Raw genomic sequence first — 17,584 nt, 5'->3', positions numbered from 1 at the left:
TTGCCTCAAGGCAGTACAAGACCCGTTGCAGCCGGATAGAGCGATAAGCGCGCAATATCTGTCTGGAACGGGTCTTTTTTGTGTTCAAAAATATCTGGTAGTTCTTATGCTTGCTCGTTCACGCCCAGCACCATCTCAAGCACGGCGTCAGCCAGCAGGGCGGCGGCTTCGGTCACACGGGGGGCAAGGGGCGGGGCTAGCAGGATATCCGTGCTGAAGTCGCCCACGAGCACCAGATTGCCGAGATAGCGTTTGCCCATGGCTTTGCCGCCCCAGCCGCCCATGCCCGATGCGCTGGCTATGCGGTAGCCGCCGAGCAGAGCCGTCTCCACCAGCAGTGTTTTGTCGTCCGGCCCGTCAAAGGCCTCCACCCAGATGGGGCAGGCGGGCAGCACCTCAGCCATGTTGCTCTGGTCAAGGCGCATTCGCCGTGCCTCCACGCCAATTTCGGGATTCAGTTCCAGCAGCAATTCTGCAAGGGCTTCGACCTTGGGGCGGCCCACATGCCGGGGCCAGTATTGCTGGCGGTTGAGATTGGAGGCGTCCACCACGTCATCATCCACCAGCACCAGATTGCCCACGCCGCTGCGGGCCAGCATCAGGGCTGCGTTGGAGCCAAGCCCTCCCGCCCCGGCAATGCCCACGCGGGCGGCACGCAGGGCCTCCAGTTGGTCTGGGCTGAGGTAGCGGGCAAGGCCGGTGTGAAGTGCATTGTGCATGGTGTGGATCCGTAAGTTGGTTGTTGGGCGTGGAGTTTCAGCCTGTTTTACACGGCGGCCCGGTGTGCACCAGACCGCCGCGCGATGATTGCGAGTCGTACTTTATACGGCTACCGGGTCTTCCCAATCTTTGAGCACAGCCTGATAGCCTAAGCCAGCAAGGGAGGCCGCCATTTCTTCAAGGCTGCGGTGGTCGGTGATCTCAAACTGGCCGGGATTGTGCAAATCCTCGGTTGCGCGCCCGCCCACGGCGGTGGAAACACCGGCGGAAACTCTGGTCACGCCGATGGGCACCAGGTGATCGCGCATAAAGGCGCTTTCGCGGCTGGAGCAGGTGATGCCCGCACGCGGCAAGAAGCAGCGCATGGCCGTAACATATTGTACAAGATGGGGGTCGTCCACGCCGTGCTGCACGTCAAAGTTGCCTTCGTGCGGGCAGATGCGCGGGATGGAAACGCTCACATCCACGCCGGGATAGCGCCTTTGCAGCCACCATGCGTGCAGGCCTGTGGCAAAGGCATCCTGCTCAAAAGATTCCAGCCCCAGCAAGGCGCCCACGCCGATGGAGCGGATGCCGCCCTCTGCCGCGCGCTGCGGCGCATTGAGCCTGAAGCCGTAATCATGCTTGGGGCCAACGGGGTGCAGCCATGCGTAAAGTTCCGGATTATACGTCTCCTGAAACATGGTCATGCTGTCCACGCCTGCGTTCACCAGCAGTTCATATTCCTCGGTGGTGAGCGAATAGACTTCCACGCCCACAGAGGCAAAGCGGGGTTTGATGCGCCGGGCCGCGTCCGCAATGTACTGCGGCGAGGACAAATGCCGCGCATCGCCCGTCAGCAGCAAAATGTGCTGAAAGCCCTTGTCGGCGATAACGTCTGCCTCTGCAGCGGCCTCATCAATGCTCAGATGGCGGCGTGACTGCTTGTTTTTGGCATTGAATCCGCAGTAGCGGCATTGGTTGGTGCAGACATCGGAGATGTAGAGCGGCGTGAAGATGTTCACGGCCTTGCCAAAAAAACGCAGTGTCAGGTCGCGCGCTCGGCGGGCCATGGTCTCAAGGTGCGGGGCGGCCGCAGGCGAAAGCAGGGTAAGGAAATCGGCTGGCTGCAAGATTTCTTTTTGCAGCACGGCCAGAACATCCGCTTCTGTGGCGCGAGCGGCTCCCTCTGCCCGGCGGGCTGAGGGCCACGCCTGCAAATATTCCTGAAAAGTTTCCATGTATGATCCTTATAAGCGGTCGGCTGCCAGCGGCTAGGCTGGCGGTCAACATGGCTCTGTATTGCAATAGCTAGAACATGTTCAATGTTAATCTGCTCTAGGGGCTGTTTCTAACTAAAAGATTTTGCGCCGAGGACAAGGAAAACAGTGTTTTTTACAACAGGAGTGGACTCTCTCTGTCCATGACTGGAGTAAAAAAATGCTGGATGACGCAGGGATCGGCCACAAGAATCAGTTAGGAACAGACCCTAGCGGAGAAAGCCCGTCAGCGGTGAAGACGCTTCCGCGCCCTGGCCCTGTGCCTTAACCGCGCCGGGGCCTGCCAGCCATGCATCGCGCCCGGCCTGAACCGCCGCGCCGAATGCGCGGGCCATGCTGACAGGGTCGCTGGACGAGGCAATGGCGGTGTTGACCAAACAGGCGGCCGCGCCCATTTCCATGGCCTCGCAGGCCTGCGAGGGGCGACCAATACCCGCGTCCACCACAATGGGTAGGTCGATTTCTTCAATCAGGATGCCCACCATTTCCTTGGTGCGCAGGCCCCGGTTGGTGCCTATGGGCGCACCCAAGGGCATGACGGCGGCCGCGCCAGCATTGACGCAGGCCCGCGCCACGTACAGGTCTGGATTGATGTAGGGCAGCACGGTAAAGCCTTCTTTGACAAGTATTTCCGTAGCCTTGGCAGTTTCGTATCCGTCAGGCAGCAGATGGCGGGTGTCGGAAATGACCTCGATTTTTATCCAGTCGCCGCAACCCGCAGCACGGGCCAGCCGGGCCAAACGCACGGCTTCCTCTGAGGTTCGCGCGCCCGAAGTGTTGGGCAACAGGCGCATGTGGGCGGGGATATGCCCCATAATGCCCTGACTGGAGGCGGGATTTTCGGCCTGCTTGTCCACCCGCCGCATGGCCACGGTGATGACTTGCGCGCCGCTGGCTTCGGCCACTGAAGGAATGAGGCTATCGGCTCCGTATTTGCCGGTACCAATGAAAAGACGGCTTGTAAGTGTGACGCCGCCGATGATGAAAGGATCGTTCATTGTGCTCTCCGTCTGGAATGTGCTGGTAATAAGGATGGTGGTCTGGGCCGGGAACAGGTTTGGTCTGTTATCCGCCGCCCACAAAGTGCACGATCTCCAGACTGTCGCCCCCGCAGAGCAGGGTTTGGGCAAAACGCTCGCGGGGCAGGATTTCTCCGTTGCGTTCAACGACAACCCGTGCCGCATCATGCCCGCGTGCTGCCAGTAGTTCGGCAACGCTGCATGGTTCGGCAATGGCTTCGGTTGCCCCGTTGACTGTGACATCCATACGCGCCTCCATAGGAAAACAGCCGCGGGGCTGCTTCCGAGGTTGAGGTTGTAATGGTCTGCGGGGCTGTTGATACCGGACGGCATAAAACAGAAATGCCCGCAAGAACCATTACGGCTGCGGGCGAGCACAATCCTGCAAATACATGCAGGTTGGCCAGCTTCCCTTCGTCGGCACTATCCGCGTCAGGTGCAGAACCGCGTTGTTTTGCGCGATTCTAGGGGTCAGGGCGCTATCACCCTTTCTCAGCCTTTGAGGCTCCCCCAGCCGGTTTTTCAAGTTTAGGCCCACGCAGGGAGGAATGCAAGCAAAACGCGCAGCAGTCGAGCTGTCGGGTGGCAAACGGCAGAAACTATTGTACGCAGTTTTTTGAAACGTGCTGGCGATGCTTGGAATAAAGTTCTTGCATGGATTCACGAAAAGGGTGAAAATTTTCACATCACTGCTTGGGATATGCGATTATAAGCAATCTACCTTCTGAAGCAGTAGTAATGCACTGTACAAGTGGCGCGCTTATGGTGTTTGTTCCTTAAAACCATGCAGAATATATGCTGATTTACTTTGGCCGGAATGCGCCTAAAGTACATTGAGCGGACAATTTGTATGGACAGAAGTTGGTATTGGGGGTAGGTCGAAAAGCAGGAAAGTTTATGATTAGCAATGTTGACCAGTTAACTGGGGGTTCTGGTTTGTCGTGGTTGTGATGCCCGACGCATTGGCAAGGAGGAGGCAGACTGTGCAATGTTCCGCGGGATTCAGTAGCGTTTTTCTGGGGTAGCGGCTGAGTGACTTTGGAATGATTTGCAGGCTGCGACCAGAAGAACAAAACAGGGAGAGACACGATGGAAAGCTTGGAGCACATTAATGCCATCACACTAGTGTTTGCGGCATTGTGCATATTTGCCATTGCCTACCGGGTGTATGGCATTTTTTTGGCAAACAAGGTTCTGAAACTGGACGCGGGCCGTATTACGCCAGCGGTTCGGTTTGCTGATGGTCACGACTACGTCAAAACCAACGAATTTGTTCTCTACGGCCACCATTTTGCCGCCATCGCTGCTGCCGGGCCGCTGGTTGGCCCTGTGCTTGCCGCGCAGTTCGGCTACTTGCCCGGCGCGCTGTGGATTCTGATTGGCTGCGTGCTTGGCGGCGCAGTGCACGACATGGTGGTGCTGTTCGCCTCCGTGCGGCACAAGGGCCAGAGCCTTTCGGCCATCGCCCAGCGCGAGGTCGGCCCCGTTACGGGTACCGTGGCGGGTATCGCCGTGCTGTGTATTCTTATTCTGACCCTGGCCGGTCTTTCGTTGGCCTGCATCAGCGCCATGCACAACGCGCCCTGGTCGCTGTTTATCGTGGTCATCACCATGCCTATCGCCATGCTCATGGGCCTGATCATGCGCTTCAAGCAGAACAGCGTTCTGCTTGCCAGCCTTGTGGGTCTGGTGTTGCTGGTTGTGGGTATCCTGAGCGGTCATGACCTCATGCAGAAGGATGTTCTGGGCTGGGCCTTTGACTGGGATCGCAACACCGTGGCTCTGGCCATCGCCGCTTACGGCTTCCTCGCTTCCGTTCTGCCCGTGTGGTTCCTGCTGGTGCCGCGCGACTATCTTTCCACCTATCTCAAGATCGGCACCATCCTTATGCTGGCCGTGGGCATCATCTTTGTGCAGCCCATCCTGCTCATGCCCACCGTTACCCCCTTTATTAACGGCGGTGGCCCCGTGATCGGCGGGCCTGCATTGCCCTTTATCTTTATCACCATCGCTTGCGGCGCCATGTCCGGCTTCCACGCCATCATCGGCACTGGCACAACGCCCAAAATGATCGGCAACGAGCGCGACATCCTCTTTGTGGGTTACGGCGCCATGCTGACCGAAGGCTTTGTCGCCATCATGGCCTTGATCGCCGCCTGCACCCTGATGCCCGGCGACTACTTTGCCATCAACGCAACCCCTGACAAGTTCAGCTCGCTGATCGCCGCGCACCCCGCGTTGAATACTGTCGACCTGGGCTTCTTTGAAGAAAAGATCGGCCTGAACCTGCATGCCCGCCCCGGCGGCGCAGTTTCTCTGGCCGTGGGCATGGCCCACATTTTCCACAAGATCCCTTACATGGATCACCTGATGGCCTACTGGTACAACTTTGCCGTCATGTTTGAAGCCGTCTTCATCCTGACCGCCATTGACGCCGGTACACGCGTTGGCCGCTTCTTCCTGCAGGAAATGCTTGGCAAGGTGTACGCGCCCTTTGGCGACAAGAACTGGACCCCCGGCGTCTACATCACCAGCTTCATCTTCACGTCCATGTGGGGCTACCTGATGTACACCGGCAATATCAGCAACATCTGGCCCCTGTTCGGTCTGAGCAACCAGTTGCTTGCTGGCTGCGCCCTGATCGTGTGCACCTCCATGCTGCTGCGCATGAACCGTGGCAAGCTCAGCCTTGTTACGGCCATCCCCGGCATCTTCCTGACCGCCGTGACCTTCTGGGCTGGCTATTTGCAGGTCACCACGACTTACATCCCCGGTGGCAAGTATCTGCTTGCCTTCCTGGCCTGCCTGGTCATGGTGCTGATGGTCTTTGTGCTTGTGGGCACCATCCGCCGCTGGATTGAGCTTATGAACATCAAGGGTACGGTTAACGACGCTTACGGCGAGCCCGTGCGCGCTCTGGCCGAAGAATAACCGAAGAATAACTGAAAGCCGCCGCTGACGGCTGGCATAACAAAGCTCCCCCGGAATCTTGCGGTTCCGGGGGAGCTTTCTGTTTATGGCAAGTGCCAGCTATGTCTTGCAGGCTGCTCGCAAGGAGAACGTTACTTCAGCTTGCCCTCAAGAGCCTCGGCTGCAATCTGGCTGGCGGTTTTTTCGTAAACATCTTCGCCGTCAAAAAGTTCGCAGGGGGCTGTGTTGCCCGCTTCGGCCAGACGGCGTAAGGCCGGGGCGTCCATGAGGTCGGGCGGCAGTTGGCTGAGCGCCCATGCGGCCATACCCTGGCACACAGGGTCAACGTCTTCCAATCCTTTCAGCAGCCAGGGGCGAGCGGTCAGGCACAATTGCGGGCGTGCCTGGGCAAGACGTCCGATGGCCCAGTAGCAGGAGCGGCGCAGGGTGTCGTTGTCGCAATAGTTGTCATCGCGGCCAAGATCAATGATGTAGCTGATAAGAATGCGGTGAAAATCCTTGGCCAGGGATTCGCTGGCAGCGAGGATTTCTGCAAAGGCCTCGGGGATGCCCCAGCCGATGTTGCCGGATTCTTCGTTGAGGTGCCACATGAGGCGGCGGATGATATTCTTGGCCGATTCCGGCTGTTCCTGCATCAGGCGCGCCGTTACCTGCCCCAGCGCCACTGCGGCGCGGTGCATGGTCTGGGGGCCGAGCAGAAGAAAGGAAAAGAGCGGGCCTACATTTTCAAGGCCTCCCTGGGCGATTTCGTCCAGGTGTTCGCGCCACTGCGGGCTGACAAGGCATTCTTTAAGCTTTTGTTTTGTAGATCGCATGCGGGCCATGAGCAGTTCCTCCGCGGTCTGTTTTCAGGCTTGCATTTATAGTGAGCGCTTTTGAACGATCTGGCAAGGCAGGAATCTGGTAAGTTGTTTCGCCTTGCGGCGGGGTTCCACTTCAATTTTAAATGATAGGTCGCAGTTGTTTTCGGTGGCTAGAGCGTATTTGTTGCCCTTCGGGCACGGAAGTTTTGCCTCCAGGCGCAGTTTGGCCGCCTGCCCGGCGCTGACGCATTCAGGCCGTAAAAGTCGGGTTTGCGTAAATCAGCCTGACGGGCTCACGCACCCCCAGCAATAATGGCGGGCATGGTACGTTCAGGCGGCGAGTAGACCGAGCTGCCCGCTCGCGCGCAGCAGGGCGAGCACGGGCGGAGGAGCAAGTGCGGCTTTGCCGCCGAGCGGATTTTTCTGGTTACAAGGTGCAAAAGAAAATCACCCAGAACGGCACGCTGAAATCAAGTATCATGGCATGCACGATGGAAACAAAAATCCAGTCCTTGCCGCAATACCGTGTAATAACAGGCAACGTCGTATCCATGGTAGACGCCCCGCCGCAACTGATAGGCATGAGCGGGCCAAAATACTTCGCCAGCAAGGGCGTGAGCAGCAACGTGATGAGTTCACGGGCAATATTGCTGATAAGCGCAATAGTGCCCAGCTCCGGCCCCTTGTATTGCGAAATGAAGATGGACGAGAGCGAATAATAGGCAAAGCCCGCGCCCACAGCCATGCACTCGCTCACGCTGTAGGCCAGAAACAGGCTCATGAGGGCCGTGCCAGCAAAAGTTCCCACAGTGGTTGCCAGCGGCAGCAACAAAACGCGCGGACGCAGCGTGCGCAAAATCTCGCCCAGTCTGCGGTCTGAACCGATGGAAATGCCCACCAGCAGCATGAGCAGCCACAGGGCATAGACTGTGAAGTCGTGCTCCACCAGATAGGCGGGTATCAGCCCCACGCGAGCCAGCAACGCACCGGAGCAAAAGAAAAACAGGATGATAAGGCTACCCTTCATGGTTGGGTGCCTCAGCATCGGACGCCTTTTGTTGGGGGGAAATCCCTGTGGGAGTGGGCGTTTTGGTGAAGAATCGGCGGATCAGCGCCACGCAGGCAAAGGAACCCAGAATGCCCGCGACCGTGAGGGCCAGGGCAGCACCGCCAAGCCGGGGCAGGGACTGCATGAGCAATTCGTTGCTGCCCACGGATATGCCCAGAGCAAAAAGCAGCAGCATGATGGCGGGTGTGACGCAACGTGTCAGCGAGGTGATCCAGGGCTGGCCGCGCAGCAGAAAGCCAAGGGCCATGCCAAGAAAGGTGAGTCCAAGCGCGATAAACATGGAAAGAAAATCTCCTCTCGGTCGCCCATGAGCGACAATGAAGGGCAGGCTCCGGCGCGCTCTTATGTCGCGCGCCCGGTTCGCGGGGCTTACCGCAAAATGTGACGCAGGGCTTCGCGCAGCAGGGCCAGCATGGATGCATAGCGCTGGTCAAACTGGAGCAGGTTGTCCACATCCCAGAGAACCCATACCAGCTTGCCCCTGTGGCGGATCTGCTGCGGCGGCCGCAGTCCGCCGGGGAGCGCAACGGCGTTGGCTGCCGCCGAACCCATGACCACCACGCCTCTGGCGCGAAGTTGGGCAGCGCCCGACCAGAACACGTCCGCATTGGCCGCAAAGCCATTGTCCGACATGGGCGGCCCGGCTGGCGGCAATGCTGCGGGATCAGGCGGCAATGCTGCGGGATCAGGCGGCAGGCACGAGGGCCAGAAGGTATGCGTGCCCGCAGGATGCCCCAGATCTTTCAGCAGGCGCTGTAAAAACTGGCGGCGTTCCAGACGGCCCGGAGTCTGCGGGTCGCAGAGGTCTGGGCCAAGATTCCAGTATGTCCACAATATTGGGCCGGGGCGGGTCTGTTCCAACCGTGCCTGCCAGGGGGCGGGCCACACGTGGGGAGGCAGGGGCAGCCACGCGGCGGCTTTGCCCGGCTCTGTGGCATGAGCGGCTTCGGTCTGAGCGGCTGTTCTGCCGGCAGCTTGGGCGGTATCAGACCCTGCGGGCATGTGGGGCCGCCGCAGAGCTTGCGTTTCACGGTTTGGCGCTGGGTTTGCCGGTCGCGGGCTTTGCTGCTGACCACGTTGCTGCCAGGGCTGGCGCTCACGCGCGGGCTGGCCAGCGTGCGTCTGGCTGCGAGCGTTGGCGGACGCATCACGAGACGCCTCCTGTTGCGGGGCGGCAAAGGCATCGTAGCCTTCGGGCATGAGCAGGGTGGTAAGCCCCCGGCGCTGCCAGAGCGCGCTGACAGGGTTTACGAGCGCAAAAGCCATGAACACAGTTCCCAGGCCACATCAGCCTTGCTTTGGTTGGGCCAGATTTCTTCATGCCCGGTTGCGTCTACAACAGCCATGGAATTGGTGACAGCGCCAAAGCCGCTGTCTGTGGCGTTGATGCGGTTGGCGGCCAGCACATCGGCCTTTTTGCCTTGCAGCTTGGTATGGGCCAGCGGCAGCAGGGCCTGCATGTCGGCGGCGGTTTCCGCGGCAAAGCCCAGCACCTTTTGGCCTGGCTTGCGGCCCTCGGAAAGCGTGCGCAAAATATCAGGGTTGGGCGTAAAGGCCACAGTGAGGCCGTCCGGAGCGTCCGCCTTTTTGAATTTGCGGGGGCCAAAGGGTTGGGGCGAAAAATCCGCCACAGCCGCAGTGAACATGCCCATGTCCATGCCGGGCCAGATATCGGCGGCGGCCTGAAACATGTCGCGTGCGCTCACAACATCGTGCCGGACGATTTCACGCGGCAAACGCGCGCGTACGCCGGGGCCGCAGACGGCAGTAACCTCTGCGCCGCGCAGCCATGCAGCCACTGCCAGCGCCGCGCCCATAAGGCCGCTGGAAGGGTTGGACCAGAAGCGCACGCCGTCCCATGCCTCGCGGGTAGGGCCAAGAGTGACCATAACGCGCTTGCCCGCCATGTCCTGAGGCGAAAGCGCGCGCAGGGCCGCCAGAAAAATATCGTGCAAGGGGGCAAGACGTCCCTCGCCCTGTTCGCCGCAGGCCGTGCCGCCGCAGGCCGGGATTACAATGTGCGCCCCGCGCTGCCGCAAAATGTCAATATTGGCCTGCGTGGCAGGGTTGGCCCACATGCGCGGGTTCATGGCCGGGGCGATCACCATTGGCCCGTCAAAGGCCAGAGCCTGCGCGGCAAGCATGTCGCCCGCCGCACCGTGAGCCAGACGGAACAGGGCGTCAGCCGATGCCGGAGCCACCACCAGCGCCTGTGCGTGTTGCCCCGGTTCAAGATGAGAAAAAACATCCTGACCCGGCGAAAACATGTCTTCGTACACCGGGGCAGCGCCCAGCGATTCAAAGAGCAGGGGAGCCACAAAGCGGCGCGCGCCCGGAGTGAGCGTGGCGGAAACATGCATGCCCATACCTGTCCATGCGCGCAGCAGATCAGCGGCCTTGTAGCAGGCCACAGAACCGCACACGCCAAGGTGCAGACGCTTGCGTTCGTACCGGGTGCTCTGGTCAAAGGGAGTGTTCAGACCACTTTTGCTTTCGCTCATAGGTTTCGCTCCTGGAGACCGCCCTTGTTGCCGCCCCAGCTTTCGGTAAAGCCGGGCTTGGGGGAGGAATTCATGCCGCCGCCACCGCCAGAGCTTTCGCTGTAACCAGACGAGGAGCCGCTGCCGCTGTTGCCTCCGCCGTAGCCGCTGGCGCCTGTATTTTCCTGCATGGGCAGGGTTGCGCCATCGGGCATGCGGTCGGCAACCCAGATGGCAAGCACCGTGCCCATGGTTTCCCGTTCAATTGTCAGCGTAGCCACGGTTGAGCCGCGTTCGTACACGTAGACGCTGCGGATGCCCTTGCGTTGGGCCATGCGTAAATGCCAGCCCTGACCCTGCAAACCAGTGAACATTATCTGGGCTGCAAAGCCCATGTCGGCATCTCCGCGAAATATTTCAAGCCCTTGTGCGCCGCCAGCCCCGGCTGTTTGGTATCCGTGAGTGGGGAACCGCTGCATTCCGGCAGGAGTAGGAACTCCCAAAAGTTGGCTTGTGCCAGTATCAACACCGCCCGTAAGGGGGTCATTGGTAAAGGGATTGCTGATTTCCATCGTCGAGCAGCCCGCCATCAGAGCGGCAAGCAGGGTGACTGCAAGGATGACAAGCGGGCGTCGCATGGCTATAATCTCCTCCTCCCGGCGTGAAATGCTCCGGAAGCAACCCAAGTACACTAGCCCCTCAGCCCCATGCTGACAAGCCCGCGGCGCGAGAGGTTCATTAACGAGGCCCACGTATCATGCCCACTGCGGAAGCGGATTTTTTTCTCGAAAGTTATAATTTTGCATTGCCTGAAGCGCAGATAGCCCAGTTCCCGCCTGAAGAGCGTGGAAACTCGCGTCTGCTGGTCATGCCGCGCCAGGGCGCGCTTGAGCTTGAGCACCACCAGTTCAGCGATCTGCCGGACTGCCTGCCCGAGGGCGCGTTGCTGGTCGCCAACAATTCCCGCGTACTGCAGGCACGCCTGCTGGGAACACGCTCCACCGGCGGCAAGGTGGAGTTTCTGCTGCTCACGCCCCTGCCGCTGGTGCTTGAAAGGGCGCGGCCCGACAAGCTTGGCGGCTCAAGTGCCGAGGTTGAGGGGCTCATACGCTCCGGCGGCAGCATCCGTGATGGTGAAAAGCTTGAATTTGGCGCGGGCATCAGCGTGACCGTGCTGGAATCGGGCGAATTCGGGCATCGGCGTGTGCGTCTGGCCTGGGACGGGGACCTTTCCAAGGCCTTTGCCGCCACAGGGCACATCCCCCTGCCGCCCTACATCAAGCGGACAGATGCGGAAGAAGATCTGAGCCGCTACCAGACCATCTATTCCCGCGAGGATAAGACGGGTTCTGTGGCTGCGCCCACGGCGGGGCTGCACTTTACCCCCGAGATGCGAGAAACCCTGAAGGCCCGTGGCTTTCAGTGGGCGGACGTAACCCTGTATGTGGGTTACGGCACCTTCAGCCCTGTGCGCAGCGCCGACATTCGCGGCCACCGCATGCACAGGGAATATGTGGAAATGCCCGAGGCAACGGCGCTTGCCATTGCCGAGGCCAAGCGTGAAGGGCGGCCTGTGATTGCCGTTGGCACCACCAGCCTGCGCTCCATGGAGGGCGTGGCTGAATTGTGCGGCAGGGTGCAGCCCTTTACCGGTTGGACGGATATCTTTTTGTACCCCGGCAGGCCCTTCCGTGTGGTCGATGGTCTGCTGACAAACTTTCATCTGCCTGAGTCCTCCCTGATCATGCTGGTTTCTGCCCTGGCCGGGCGCGAGCGCGTGCTTGCCGCTTATGCCGAGGCTGTGAGCAGGGGGTATCGGTTCTTCTCATATGGCGATGCCATGCTTATTCGCTGATTGTTTCATGAAGCGGGTGTGGAATCCCAAGGAGCTGAAATGTCAAGAGTTGTATTTATGGAAGAGCGCTGCAAGGGCTGCCGCCTGTGTGTGGAAGTCTGCCCGGTGCACATCCTCCGGCCCTCGGGCCGTTTTAACCGTCACGGTTATGAAGTGATGGAAATGGAAGGCCAATGCACGGGCTGTGCCTCGTGCGCGGTCATGTGCCCCGATGTGGCCATCCGCGTGTTCAAAAGCGCGAAAACCAAGGGGGGCAAGGCATGAGCGCTGCAACCGAACGTGTGCTCATCAAGGGCAACGAGGCCGTGGCCTTTGGCGCTATAGATGCGGGCTGCCGCTGCTATTTTGGCTACCCCATCACCCCGCAGAATGAAGTGCCGGAATCCCTCTCCAGCCTTTTGCCCGAAGTCGGCGGCCAGTTTGTGCAGGCCGAAAGCGAAGTCGGTGCCATCAACATGGTGCTGGGTGCTGCTGCCAGCGGTATTCCCGCGCTGACGTCATCCTCCAGCTGCGGTATTTCGCTCATGCAGGAAGGTATTTCCTACATGGCGGGCAGCCAGATCCCCGGCGTGATCGTCAACATGCAGCGTGGCGGCCCCGGCCTTGGCGATATCGGCCCCTCGCAGGGCGATTATTTTCAGGCTGTCAAGGGCGGCGGGCACGGCGACCACCGTAATCTGGTGCTGGCCCCCTCCACCGCTCAGGAATGCTATGACTTCATGTTCAGGGCCTTTGCCCTAGCATTCAAATACGCCAACCCGGTCATGGTGCTGGGCGACGCTATTGTGGGCCAGATCAAGGAACCCGTGCGTCGCGTGCCGCCCAAGGACGCAGTGCCCGCCGAGGACCTTGCCGCCCTTGCAGCGCCCTGGCGCATGGAAGGTTATGGCCGCCGTGGCCCCGGCGCGCAGCCGCGCCTGCTCAAGTCGGTCTATCTGGCCGAAGGGGCATTGGCCGAGCGCAACCGCATGCTCATGCGCAAGTACGAATCCATGAAGGCCGACTGCGCCTTTGAATGCGTTGATACTGATGATGCGGAACTGATCGTGGTGGCCTTTGGCTCCATTGCCCGCATTGCCCGCAGCGCCATCCGCCAGTTGCGCGCTCAGGGCCATAAAATCGGCCTGTTCCGGCCCATTACCCTGTTCCCCTTCCCGGATGAAGCCCTGCGCGCCCTTGCGCCCGGTCGGCGCTTTCTGGTTATGGAGCAGAACACGGGGCAGATGGTGGAAGATGTCCGCCTGGCCCTCTTTGGCCAGCCGGGCGTTGCGCCCGCATCCGTGCTGTGGCACGGCGTCATGCCGGGGCTGTTCATCGGTGCCGATGCCCTGCGCGAACCCATGCTTCAGGCCCTCAAGGAGAACTAATCATGCAAGCTCAGGAACTGGACGCATTGCGTCCCGCCGAGGGCGAAAGCCTGGTTTTTGATACCAATCCCGTGCTCAACGAGCGCCCCACCCACTATTGCCCCGGCTGCCATCACGGCATTGCCCACAGGCTGGTGAGCGAGGTGCTGCACGAACTGGGCGTGGCCGAGCGCACCATTCTGGTGGCCTCGGTGGGCTGCGCCACCTTTACCTACGATTACTTTAACGTGGACGGCCTTGAGGCCCCGCATGGCCGGGCCTGCGCCGTGGCCACCGGTGTGCGCCGCGCGCGTCCAGACGCCGTTGTGTTCACCTATCAGGGCGACGGCGACATGGCAGCCATCGGCATGGCCGAATCCATGCACGCCGCCAACCGTGGCGAAAAGATCACCGGCATCTTCATCAATAACACGGTGTACGGCATGACCGGCGGGCAGATGGCCCCCACCACCCTGGTGGGACAAAAGACCACCACCTCTCGGCAGGGGCGTTCCATCAGCAACGAGGGCGGCCCCATCCGCATGGCCGAAATCATGGCCCAGCTGGACGGCGTGGCCTATTCCGCCCGCTGCTCGCTGGATTCGGTCAAAAATGTACGCGTCTCCAAAAAGGCCATGCGCAAAGCCTTTGAAGTGCAGTTGCAGGGCCTTGGCTTTGGCTTTATCGAGCTTCTTTCCGGCTGCCCCACCAACTGGCATCTGGATCCCATTGCCGCCAACAAGCGGATTGCCGAGGCCATGATGCCCGTATTCCCCCTTGGGGTGTACAAGGATGTGACGGCCAGCGTGGAGGCGGATCATGTCTAACGCATATCAGGATGTGATTATTGCCGGTTTTGGCGGTCAGGGCGTCATGCTCATCGGCAACCTGCTGGCGCAGGCCGGCATGGAACACGGGCTTGAAGTGAGTTTTATCCCCGTTTACGGGGCTGAAATGCGCGGCGGCACGGCCAACTGCACGGTGGTGCTTGATGAACACGCCATTGGTTCGCCCCTGGTGCGCGAGCCGATGTCCACCATCATTCTCAACGAGCCTTCGCTTTCCAAGTTCCAGCCCCGGCTGGGTGCGGATGGCGTACAGATTGTCAATGCCTCGCTGGTGGCGGAGAACCTGCTCGATGCCGCAAAACGCACGGTCTACATTCCCGTGAATGACATGGCCCACGAACTGGGCAATGTAAAGATGGCCAACATGGTGGCTCTGGGCGCATGGCTCAAGGCCACGGGCGCGCTGCCCCTCAATGTGGTGCAGGAAGCGCTGAATCGCGTGGTCAGCGCGCACTATGCCAAACTGATCTCCGCCAACGCCAAGGCGCTGGAGCAGGGCTACAACTTCGCATAGCATGCGGCCCGCCCGTGCGGGACGCTTTTGCAGAATAAAAACAACATCCGGCAGGGGTTTCCCTGCCGGATGTTTGATTTTCAGGGCGCGTGCAGGCCGCAGAGCCTACGCCCCAGCCAGCCCACTACCAATCATGGTTTCGGGCCGCACAATGCTGTCGAACTGTTCTTCTGTCACGCTTCCCAGCGCCAGAGCGGCCTGACGGAGCGTGAGGCCCTCCGCCGAGGCCTTTTCTGCAATTTTTGCCGCCTGCTGGTAGCCGATGACGGGCGAAAGCGCCGTGACCAGCATCAGGGAATTATTGACGAACGAATCTATTTTTGCCCTGTTGAGAGTGGTGCCTTCAACGGAATGCTCCCGGAACTTGCGGCAACCATCGCCCAGAATATTTATGGATTGCAGCACGTTTTTTATGGCTACAGGGCGCATGACATTGAGTTCAAAATTGCCTTGGCTGCCCGCTAGGGCCACGGCGCTGTCGTTGCCCATGACCTGAATGGCGATCATGATCAGGGATTCACACTGAGTGGGGTTGATCTTGCCGGGCATGATGGACGAGCCGGGTTCGTTTTCCGGCAGTTGCAGTTCGCCCAGGCCGCAGCGGGGGCCAGCCGCCAGCCAGCGCATGTCGTTGGCTATTTTGACAAGGGCCACGGCGAGGCCGCGCAGGGCGGCACTGAAGCGCACTATGGCATCCTGCGAGGCAAGAGCCATGAACTTGTTGGGCGCGGTGACAAAGGGCTTGCCTGTGATGCTCGCCAGTTCTTCTGCCACAGCCATGCTGAAGCCCTTTGGCGCGTTCAGCCCGGTGCCCACGGCGGTGCCGCCCAGCGCCAGAGGATAGAGGCCCTCGCGGGCGGTCTGGATGTCCGCAACGCAGGCCCGCAGTTGGGCGGCATAGCCAGACCATTCCTGCCCCACGCTGAGGGGCACGGCATCCTGCAAGTGGGTGCGGCCAATTTTGACCACGTCCATCCACTGCACCGCCTTGCGTTCCACAGCTTCTGCCAGGGCTTCCACCTCCGGCAGCAGACGCGCATCGCAGCTCTGTACGGCGGCCAGATGCATGGCTGTGGGAAAGGCATCGTTGGACGACTGGCTCATGTTCACATCATCATTGGGGCCAACGGGCTTCTGACTTCCCATGGCGCCGCCAAGCAACTGGATGGCGCGGTTGGACAGCACCTCGTTCACATTCATGTTGGTCTGGGTGCCGGAGCCAGTCTGCCACACGTAGAGCGGAAAATGTTCGTCCAGAAGGCCGTCCATGCCTTCCTGCGCGGCGTGGTCAATGGCCTGAGCCTTCCAGCCGGGCAGCCGCCCCATGCGGGTGTTGACACGGGCGCTGGCTTTTTTGATCAGGCAGAGGGCGCGGCAGATTTCCAGCGGCATCTTGTCGTCGCCAATGGAAAAGTGTTCGAGCGAGCGTTGGGTTTGAGCGCCCCAGTAGCGGTTGGCAGGCACCATGACCTGCCCCATGCTGTCAAACTCTTCGCGTTCTCCTGCGGCGTTTATGCCCACAGGAAGATCAAGAACAGAGGGTTCATTTTGTGCTGTGCTGCCCACGGTGCGCTCCTTTTGTACGAAAACGGCCCCCGGCCCGCTCCTTGCGGAGCGGCTGACCGGGGGCCGTTTGTGCCGTTATACGGTGCTGTGCTAGAAGCCCTTGGCCCCCATGAGGCAGGCGAGGTCGCACACGCGGTTGGAATAGCCCCATTCGTTGTCGTACCAGGCCACAATCTTGACCAGGCGGCCTTCCTGCACGGTGGTGTAGGGGGCTTCAAGAATGGAGGAATGCGGGTCGCCCTTAAAGTCCATGGAGACCAGCGGCTTTTCGTTGTAAGCCAGAATGCCCTTGAGGTAGGTTTCCGAAGCTTCCTTGAGTTCGCCGAGCAGGCTTTCGGTATCGGTGGATTTTTCCAGAATGCCCGAAAAGTCCACAACCGAAACCGTGGGCGTGGGAACACGAAGCGAATAGCCCGTGAACTTGCCCTTGAGTTCGGGAATAACCTTGGCCACAGCCTGAGCCGCGCCGGTGGAGGTGGGGATGATGTTGCAGGCGGCAGCGCGGGCGCGACGCGGGTCCTTGTGGGCCATGTCGAGAATGCGCTGGTCGTTGGTGTAGGCATGGATGGTGGTCATATTGCCCATCTGGATGCCGAATTTGCGTTGCAACACAAGAGCCACCGGGGCGAGGCAGTTGGTGGTGCACGAGGCATTGGACACAACGTGGTGCTTGGCCGGGTCGTACTGCTCGTGGTTCACGCCCATGACGATGGTGATGTCTTCGTCCTTGGCGGGGGCCGTGATGATGACCTTTTTGGCTCCGTTTTCAATGTGCACGGCCGCCTGTGTGGCAGAACGGAAAATGCCCGTGCTTTCCACCACGATGTCAACGTCATGCGCGCCCCAGGTAAGCTGCTTGGGATCGCGTTCTGCAAAGCAGTGGATGTTCCAGTCGCCCACGGTGGCGTCCTGCCCGTTGACCTTGGCGTCGAGGTTGGCGCGTCCATAGACGGAATCGTATTCCAGCAGGTGGAAATTGGATTCCGCGTCAAACAGGTCGTTGATGGCAACCACTTCCACCTTGTCGCGGTAGCTCTGGTGCAGGGCGCGGAAAACCTGCCGCCCAATACGGCCAAAGCCGTTGATGCCTACTTTGATTCTGCTCATATGCAAGATCCTCATAGCGTAGAGGGAAAAATCGTTGTCGTGCGCTGCCGCTGGAATTCAACGGCTC

General features: G+C 60.3%; 18 protein-coding genes. 6 read left to right on the top strand and 12 right to left on the bottom strand.

The window, feature by feature from the left end:
• Nucleotides 1–104: 104 nt before the first annotated feature.
• The 4 genes from thiF to thiS all read right to left on the bottom strand — a co-directional run bounded on the left by thiF (nucleotide 105) and on the right by thiS (nucleotide 3,245).
• Entirely contained in the window at nucleotides 105–719 is a 615-nt protein-coding gene (gene thiF / locus QZ383_RS04790; protein WP_291443491.1) for a sulfur carrier protein ThiS adenylyltransferase ThiF, read from the bottom strand.
• A gap of 102 nt (nucleotides 720–821) precedes the next feature.
• Entirely contained in the window at nucleotides 822–1,940 is a 1,119-nt protein-coding gene (gene thiH / locus QZ383_RS04785; protein WP_291443490.1) for a 2-iminoacetate synthase ThiH, read from the bottom strand.
• A 248-nt stretch (nucleotides 1,941–2,188) separates the two neighbouring features.
• Nucleotides 2,189–2,977, bottom strand: a complete 789-nt coding sequence (locus tag QZ383_RS04780) for a thiazole synthase (RefSeq protein WP_291443489.1) — start codon at nucleotides 2,975–2,977, stop codon at nucleotides 2,189–2,191.
• A 67-nt stretch (nucleotides 2,978–3,044) separates the two neighbouring features.
• Nucleotides 3,045–3,245: a sulfur carrier protein ThiS gene (thiS, locus tag QZ383_RS04775; protein WP_291443488.1), complete on the bottom strand. Its 201-nt coding sequence runs from the start codon at nucleotides 3,243–3,245 to the stop codon at nucleotides 3,045–3,047.
• A gap of 842 nt (nucleotides 3,246–4,087) precedes the next feature.
• Between thiS and QZ383_RS04770 the strand changes: the two genes are divergently transcribed.
• Entirely contained in the window at nucleotides 4,088–5,929 is a 1,842-nt protein-coding gene (locus QZ383_RS04770) for a carbon starvation protein A (RefSeq protein ID WP_291443487.1), read from the top strand.
• A gap of 131 nt (nucleotides 5,930–6,060) precedes the next feature.
• On the opposite strand, the gene QZ383_RS04765 is transcribed toward QZ383_RS04770, so the two are convergent.
• The 6 genes from QZ383_RS04765 to QZ383_RS04740 all read right to left on the bottom strand — a co-directional run bounded on the left by QZ383_RS04765 (nucleotide 6,061) and on the right by QZ383_RS04740 (nucleotide 10,919).
• The gene (locus QZ383_RS04765) at nucleotides 6,061–6,753 is read right to left on the bottom strand and encodes a DVU0298 family protein (RefSeq protein WP_291443485.1); all 693 of its coding nucleotides are present in this window, start codon (nucleotides 6,751–6,753) and stop codon (nucleotides 6,061–6,063) included.
• A gap of 406 nt (nucleotides 6,754–7,159) precedes the next feature.
• Nucleotides 7,160–7,759, bottom strand: coding sequence for a lysine exporter LysO family protein (locus tag QZ383_RS04760; RefSeq protein WP_291443483.1), 600 nt, complete (start codon nucleotides 7,757–7,759; stop codon nucleotides 7,160–7,162).
• Nucleotides 7,749–8,081 carry a LysO family transporter gene (locus QZ383_RS04755; protein WP_291443481.1) on the bottom strand — a complete coding sequence of 111 codons (333 nt, stop codon included), beginning with the start codon at nucleotides 8,079–8,081 and terminating at the stop codon, nucleotides 7,749–7,751. The genes QZ383_RS04760 and QZ383_RS04755 overlap by 11 nt, the downstream gene beginning before the upstream one ends.
• A gap of 89 nt (nucleotides 8,082–8,170) precedes the next feature.
• The gene (locus QZ383_RS04750) at nucleotides 8,171–9,067 is read right to left on the bottom strand and encodes a hypothetical protein (RefSeq protein ID WP_291443479.1); all 897 of its coding nucleotides are present in this window, start codon (nucleotides 9,065–9,067) and stop codon (nucleotides 8,171–8,173) included.
• A complete protein-coding gene (coaBC, locus tag QZ383_RS04745) occupies nucleotides 9,049–10,302 on the bottom strand; it encodes a bifunctional phosphopantothenoylcysteine decarboxylase/phosphopantothenate--cysteine ligase CoaBC (RefSeq protein ID WP_291443477.1) in 1,254 nt (417 codons plus the stop codon). Before coaBC ends, QZ383_RS04750 begins: the two co-directional genes overlap by 19 nt.
• A complete protein-coding gene (locus QZ383_RS04740) occupies nucleotides 10,299–10,919 on the bottom strand; it encodes a hypothetical protein (RefSeq protein ID WP_291443476.1) in 621 nt (206 codons plus the stop codon). The genes coaBC and QZ383_RS04740 overlap by 4 nt, the downstream gene beginning before the upstream one ends.
• A gap of 119 nt (nucleotides 10,920–11,038) precedes the next feature.
• Between QZ383_RS04740 and queA the strand changes: the two genes are divergently transcribed.
• From queA to QZ383_RS04715, 5 genes are read left to right on the top strand one after another with little or no spacing between them, the layout of a single operon-like run.
• Nucleotides 11,039–12,136 carry a tRNA preQ1(34) S-adenosylmethionine ribosyltransferase-isomerase QueA gene (queA, locus tag QZ383_RS04735; protein ID WP_291443474.1) on the top strand — a complete coding sequence of 366 codons (1,098 nt, stop codon included), beginning with the start codon at nucleotides 11,039–11,041 and terminating at the stop codon, nucleotides 12,134–12,136.
• A gap of 39 nt (nucleotides 12,137–12,175) precedes the next feature.
• Nucleotides 12,176–12,400, top strand: coding sequence for a ferredoxin family protein (locus QZ383_RS04730; RefSeq protein WP_192113534.1), 225 nt, complete (start codon nucleotides 12,176–12,178; stop codon nucleotides 12,398–12,400).
• Nucleotides 12,397–13,503, top strand: a complete 1,107-nt coding sequence (vorB, locus tag QZ383_RS04725; RefSeq protein WP_291443472.1) for a 3-methyl-2-oxobutanoate dehydrogenase subunit VorB — start codon at nucleotides 12,397–12,399, stop codon at nucleotides 13,501–13,503. The genes QZ383_RS04730 and vorB overlap by 4 nt, the downstream gene beginning before the upstream one ends.
• Nucleotides 13,504–13,505: 2 nt before the next feature.
• Nucleotides 13,506–14,309: a thiamine pyrophosphate-dependent enzyme gene (locus QZ383_RS04720; protein WP_291443469.1), complete on the top strand. Its 804-nt coding sequence runs from the start codon at nucleotides 13,506–13,508 to the stop codon at nucleotides 14,307–14,309.
• Complete coding sequence (locus QZ383_RS04715; RefSeq protein WP_291443467.1) at nucleotides 14,302–14,844, top strand: 2-oxoacid:acceptor oxidoreductase family protein; 543 nt, start codon at nucleotides 14,302–14,304, stop codon at nucleotides 14,842–14,844. The genes QZ383_RS04720 and QZ383_RS04715 overlap by 8 nt, the downstream gene beginning before the upstream one ends.
• Nucleotides 14,845–14,949: 105 nt before the next feature.
• Here the strand turns inward: QZ383_RS04715 and fumC are convergent, their stop codons facing one another.
• Together fumC and gap are read right to left on the bottom strand one after the other, a co-directional pair.
• On the bottom strand, nucleotides 14,950–16,365 hold the full coding sequence (fumC, locus tag QZ383_RS04710; protein WP_291443683.1) for a class II fumarate hydratase: 1,416 nt from the start codon (nucleotides 16,363–16,365) through the stop codon (nucleotides 14,950–14,952).
• Nucleotides 16,366–16,500: 135 nt separating this feature from the next.
• Nucleotides 16,501–17,517, bottom strand: coding sequence for a type I glyceraldehyde-3-phosphate dehydrogenase (gap, locus tag QZ383_RS04705; RefSeq protein ID WP_022659886.1), 1,017 nt, complete (start codon nucleotides 17,515–17,517; stop codon nucleotides 16,501–16,503).
• Nucleotides 17,518–17,584 lie beyond the last annotated feature (67 nt).

The organism is Desulfovibrio sp., assembly GCF_019422935.1.
Lineage (GTDB): Bacteria > Desulfobacterota > Desulfovibrionia > Desulfovibrionales > Desulfovibrionaceae > Desulfovibrio.
Note: the sequence above shows the minus strand (reverse complement) of the source record. Positions and strands in the feature narration are given on the sequence as shown.

What these genes read in the sequence shown, in the direction of transcription:
- thiF (WP_291443491.1), bottom strand. Translation starts at nt 719, where the DNA reads ATGCACAATGCACTTCACACCGGCCTTGCCCGCTACCTCAGCCCAGAC.
- thiH (WP_291443490.1), bottom strand. Translation starts at nt 1,940, where the DNA reads ATGGAAACTTTTCAGGAATATTTGCAGGCGTGGCCCTCAGCCCGCCGG.
- QZ383_RS04780 (WP_291443489.1), bottom strand. Translation starts at nt 2,977, where the DNA reads ATGAACGATCCTTTCATCATCGGCGGCGTCACACTTACAAGCCGTCTT.
- thiS (WP_291443488.1), bottom strand. Translation starts at nt 3,245, where the DNA reads ATGGATGTCACAGTCAACGGGGCAACCGAAGCCATTGCCGAACCATGC.
- QZ383_RS04770 (WP_291443487.1), top strand. Translation starts at nt 4,088, where the DNA reads ATGGAAAGCTTGGAGCACATTAATGCCATCACACTAGTGTTTGCGGCA.
- QZ383_RS04765 (WP_291443485.1), bottom strand. Translation starts at nt 6,753, where the DNA reads ATGGCCCGCATGCGATCTACAAAACAAAAGCTTAAAGAATGCCTTGTC.
- QZ383_RS04760 (WP_291443483.1), bottom strand. Translation starts at nt 7,759, where the DNA reads ATGAAGGGTAGCCTTATCATCCTGTTTTTCTTTTGCTCCGGTGCGTTG.
- QZ383_RS04755 (WP_291443481.1), bottom strand. Translation starts at nt 8,081, where the DNA reads ATGTTTATCGCGCTTGGACTCACCTTTCTTGGCATGGCCCTTGGCTTT.
- QZ383_RS04750 (WP_291443479.1), bottom strand. Translation starts at nt 9,067, where the DNA reads ATGGCTTTTGCGCTCGTAAACCCTGTCAGCGCGCTCTGGCAGCGCCGG.
- coaBC (WP_291443477.1), bottom strand. Translation starts at nt 10,302, where the DNA reads ATGAGCGAAAGCAAAAGTGGTCTGAACACTCCCTTTGACCAGAGCACC.
- QZ383_RS04740 (WP_291443476.1), bottom strand. Translation starts at nt 10,919, where the DNA reads ATGCGACGCCCGCTTGTCATCCTTGCAGTCACCCTGCTTGCCGCTCTG.
- queA (WP_291443474.1), top strand. Translation starts at nt 11,039, where the DNA reads ATGCCCACTGCGGAAGCGGATTTTTTTCTCGAAAGTTATAATTTTGCA.
- QZ383_RS04730 (WP_192113534.1), top strand. Translation starts at nt 12,176, where the DNA reads ATGTCAAGAGTTGTATTTATGGAAGAGCGCTGCAAGGGCTGCCGCCTG.
- vorB (WP_291443472.1), top strand. Translation starts at nt 12,397, where the DNA reads ATGAGCGCTGCAACCGAACGTGTGCTCATCAAGGGCAACGAGGCCGTG.
- QZ383_RS04720 (WP_291443469.1), top strand. Translation starts at nt 13,506, where the DNA reads ATGCAAGCTCAGGAACTGGACGCATTGCGTCCCGCCGAGGGCGAAAGC.
- QZ383_RS04715 (WP_291443467.1), top strand. Translation starts at nt 14,302, where the DNA reads ATGTCTAACGCATATCAGGATGTGATTATTGCCGGTTTTGGCGGTCAG.
- gap (WP_022659886.1), bottom strand. Translation starts at nt 17,517, where the DNA reads ATGAGCAGAATCAAAGTAGGCATCAACGGCTTTGGCCGTATTGGGCGG.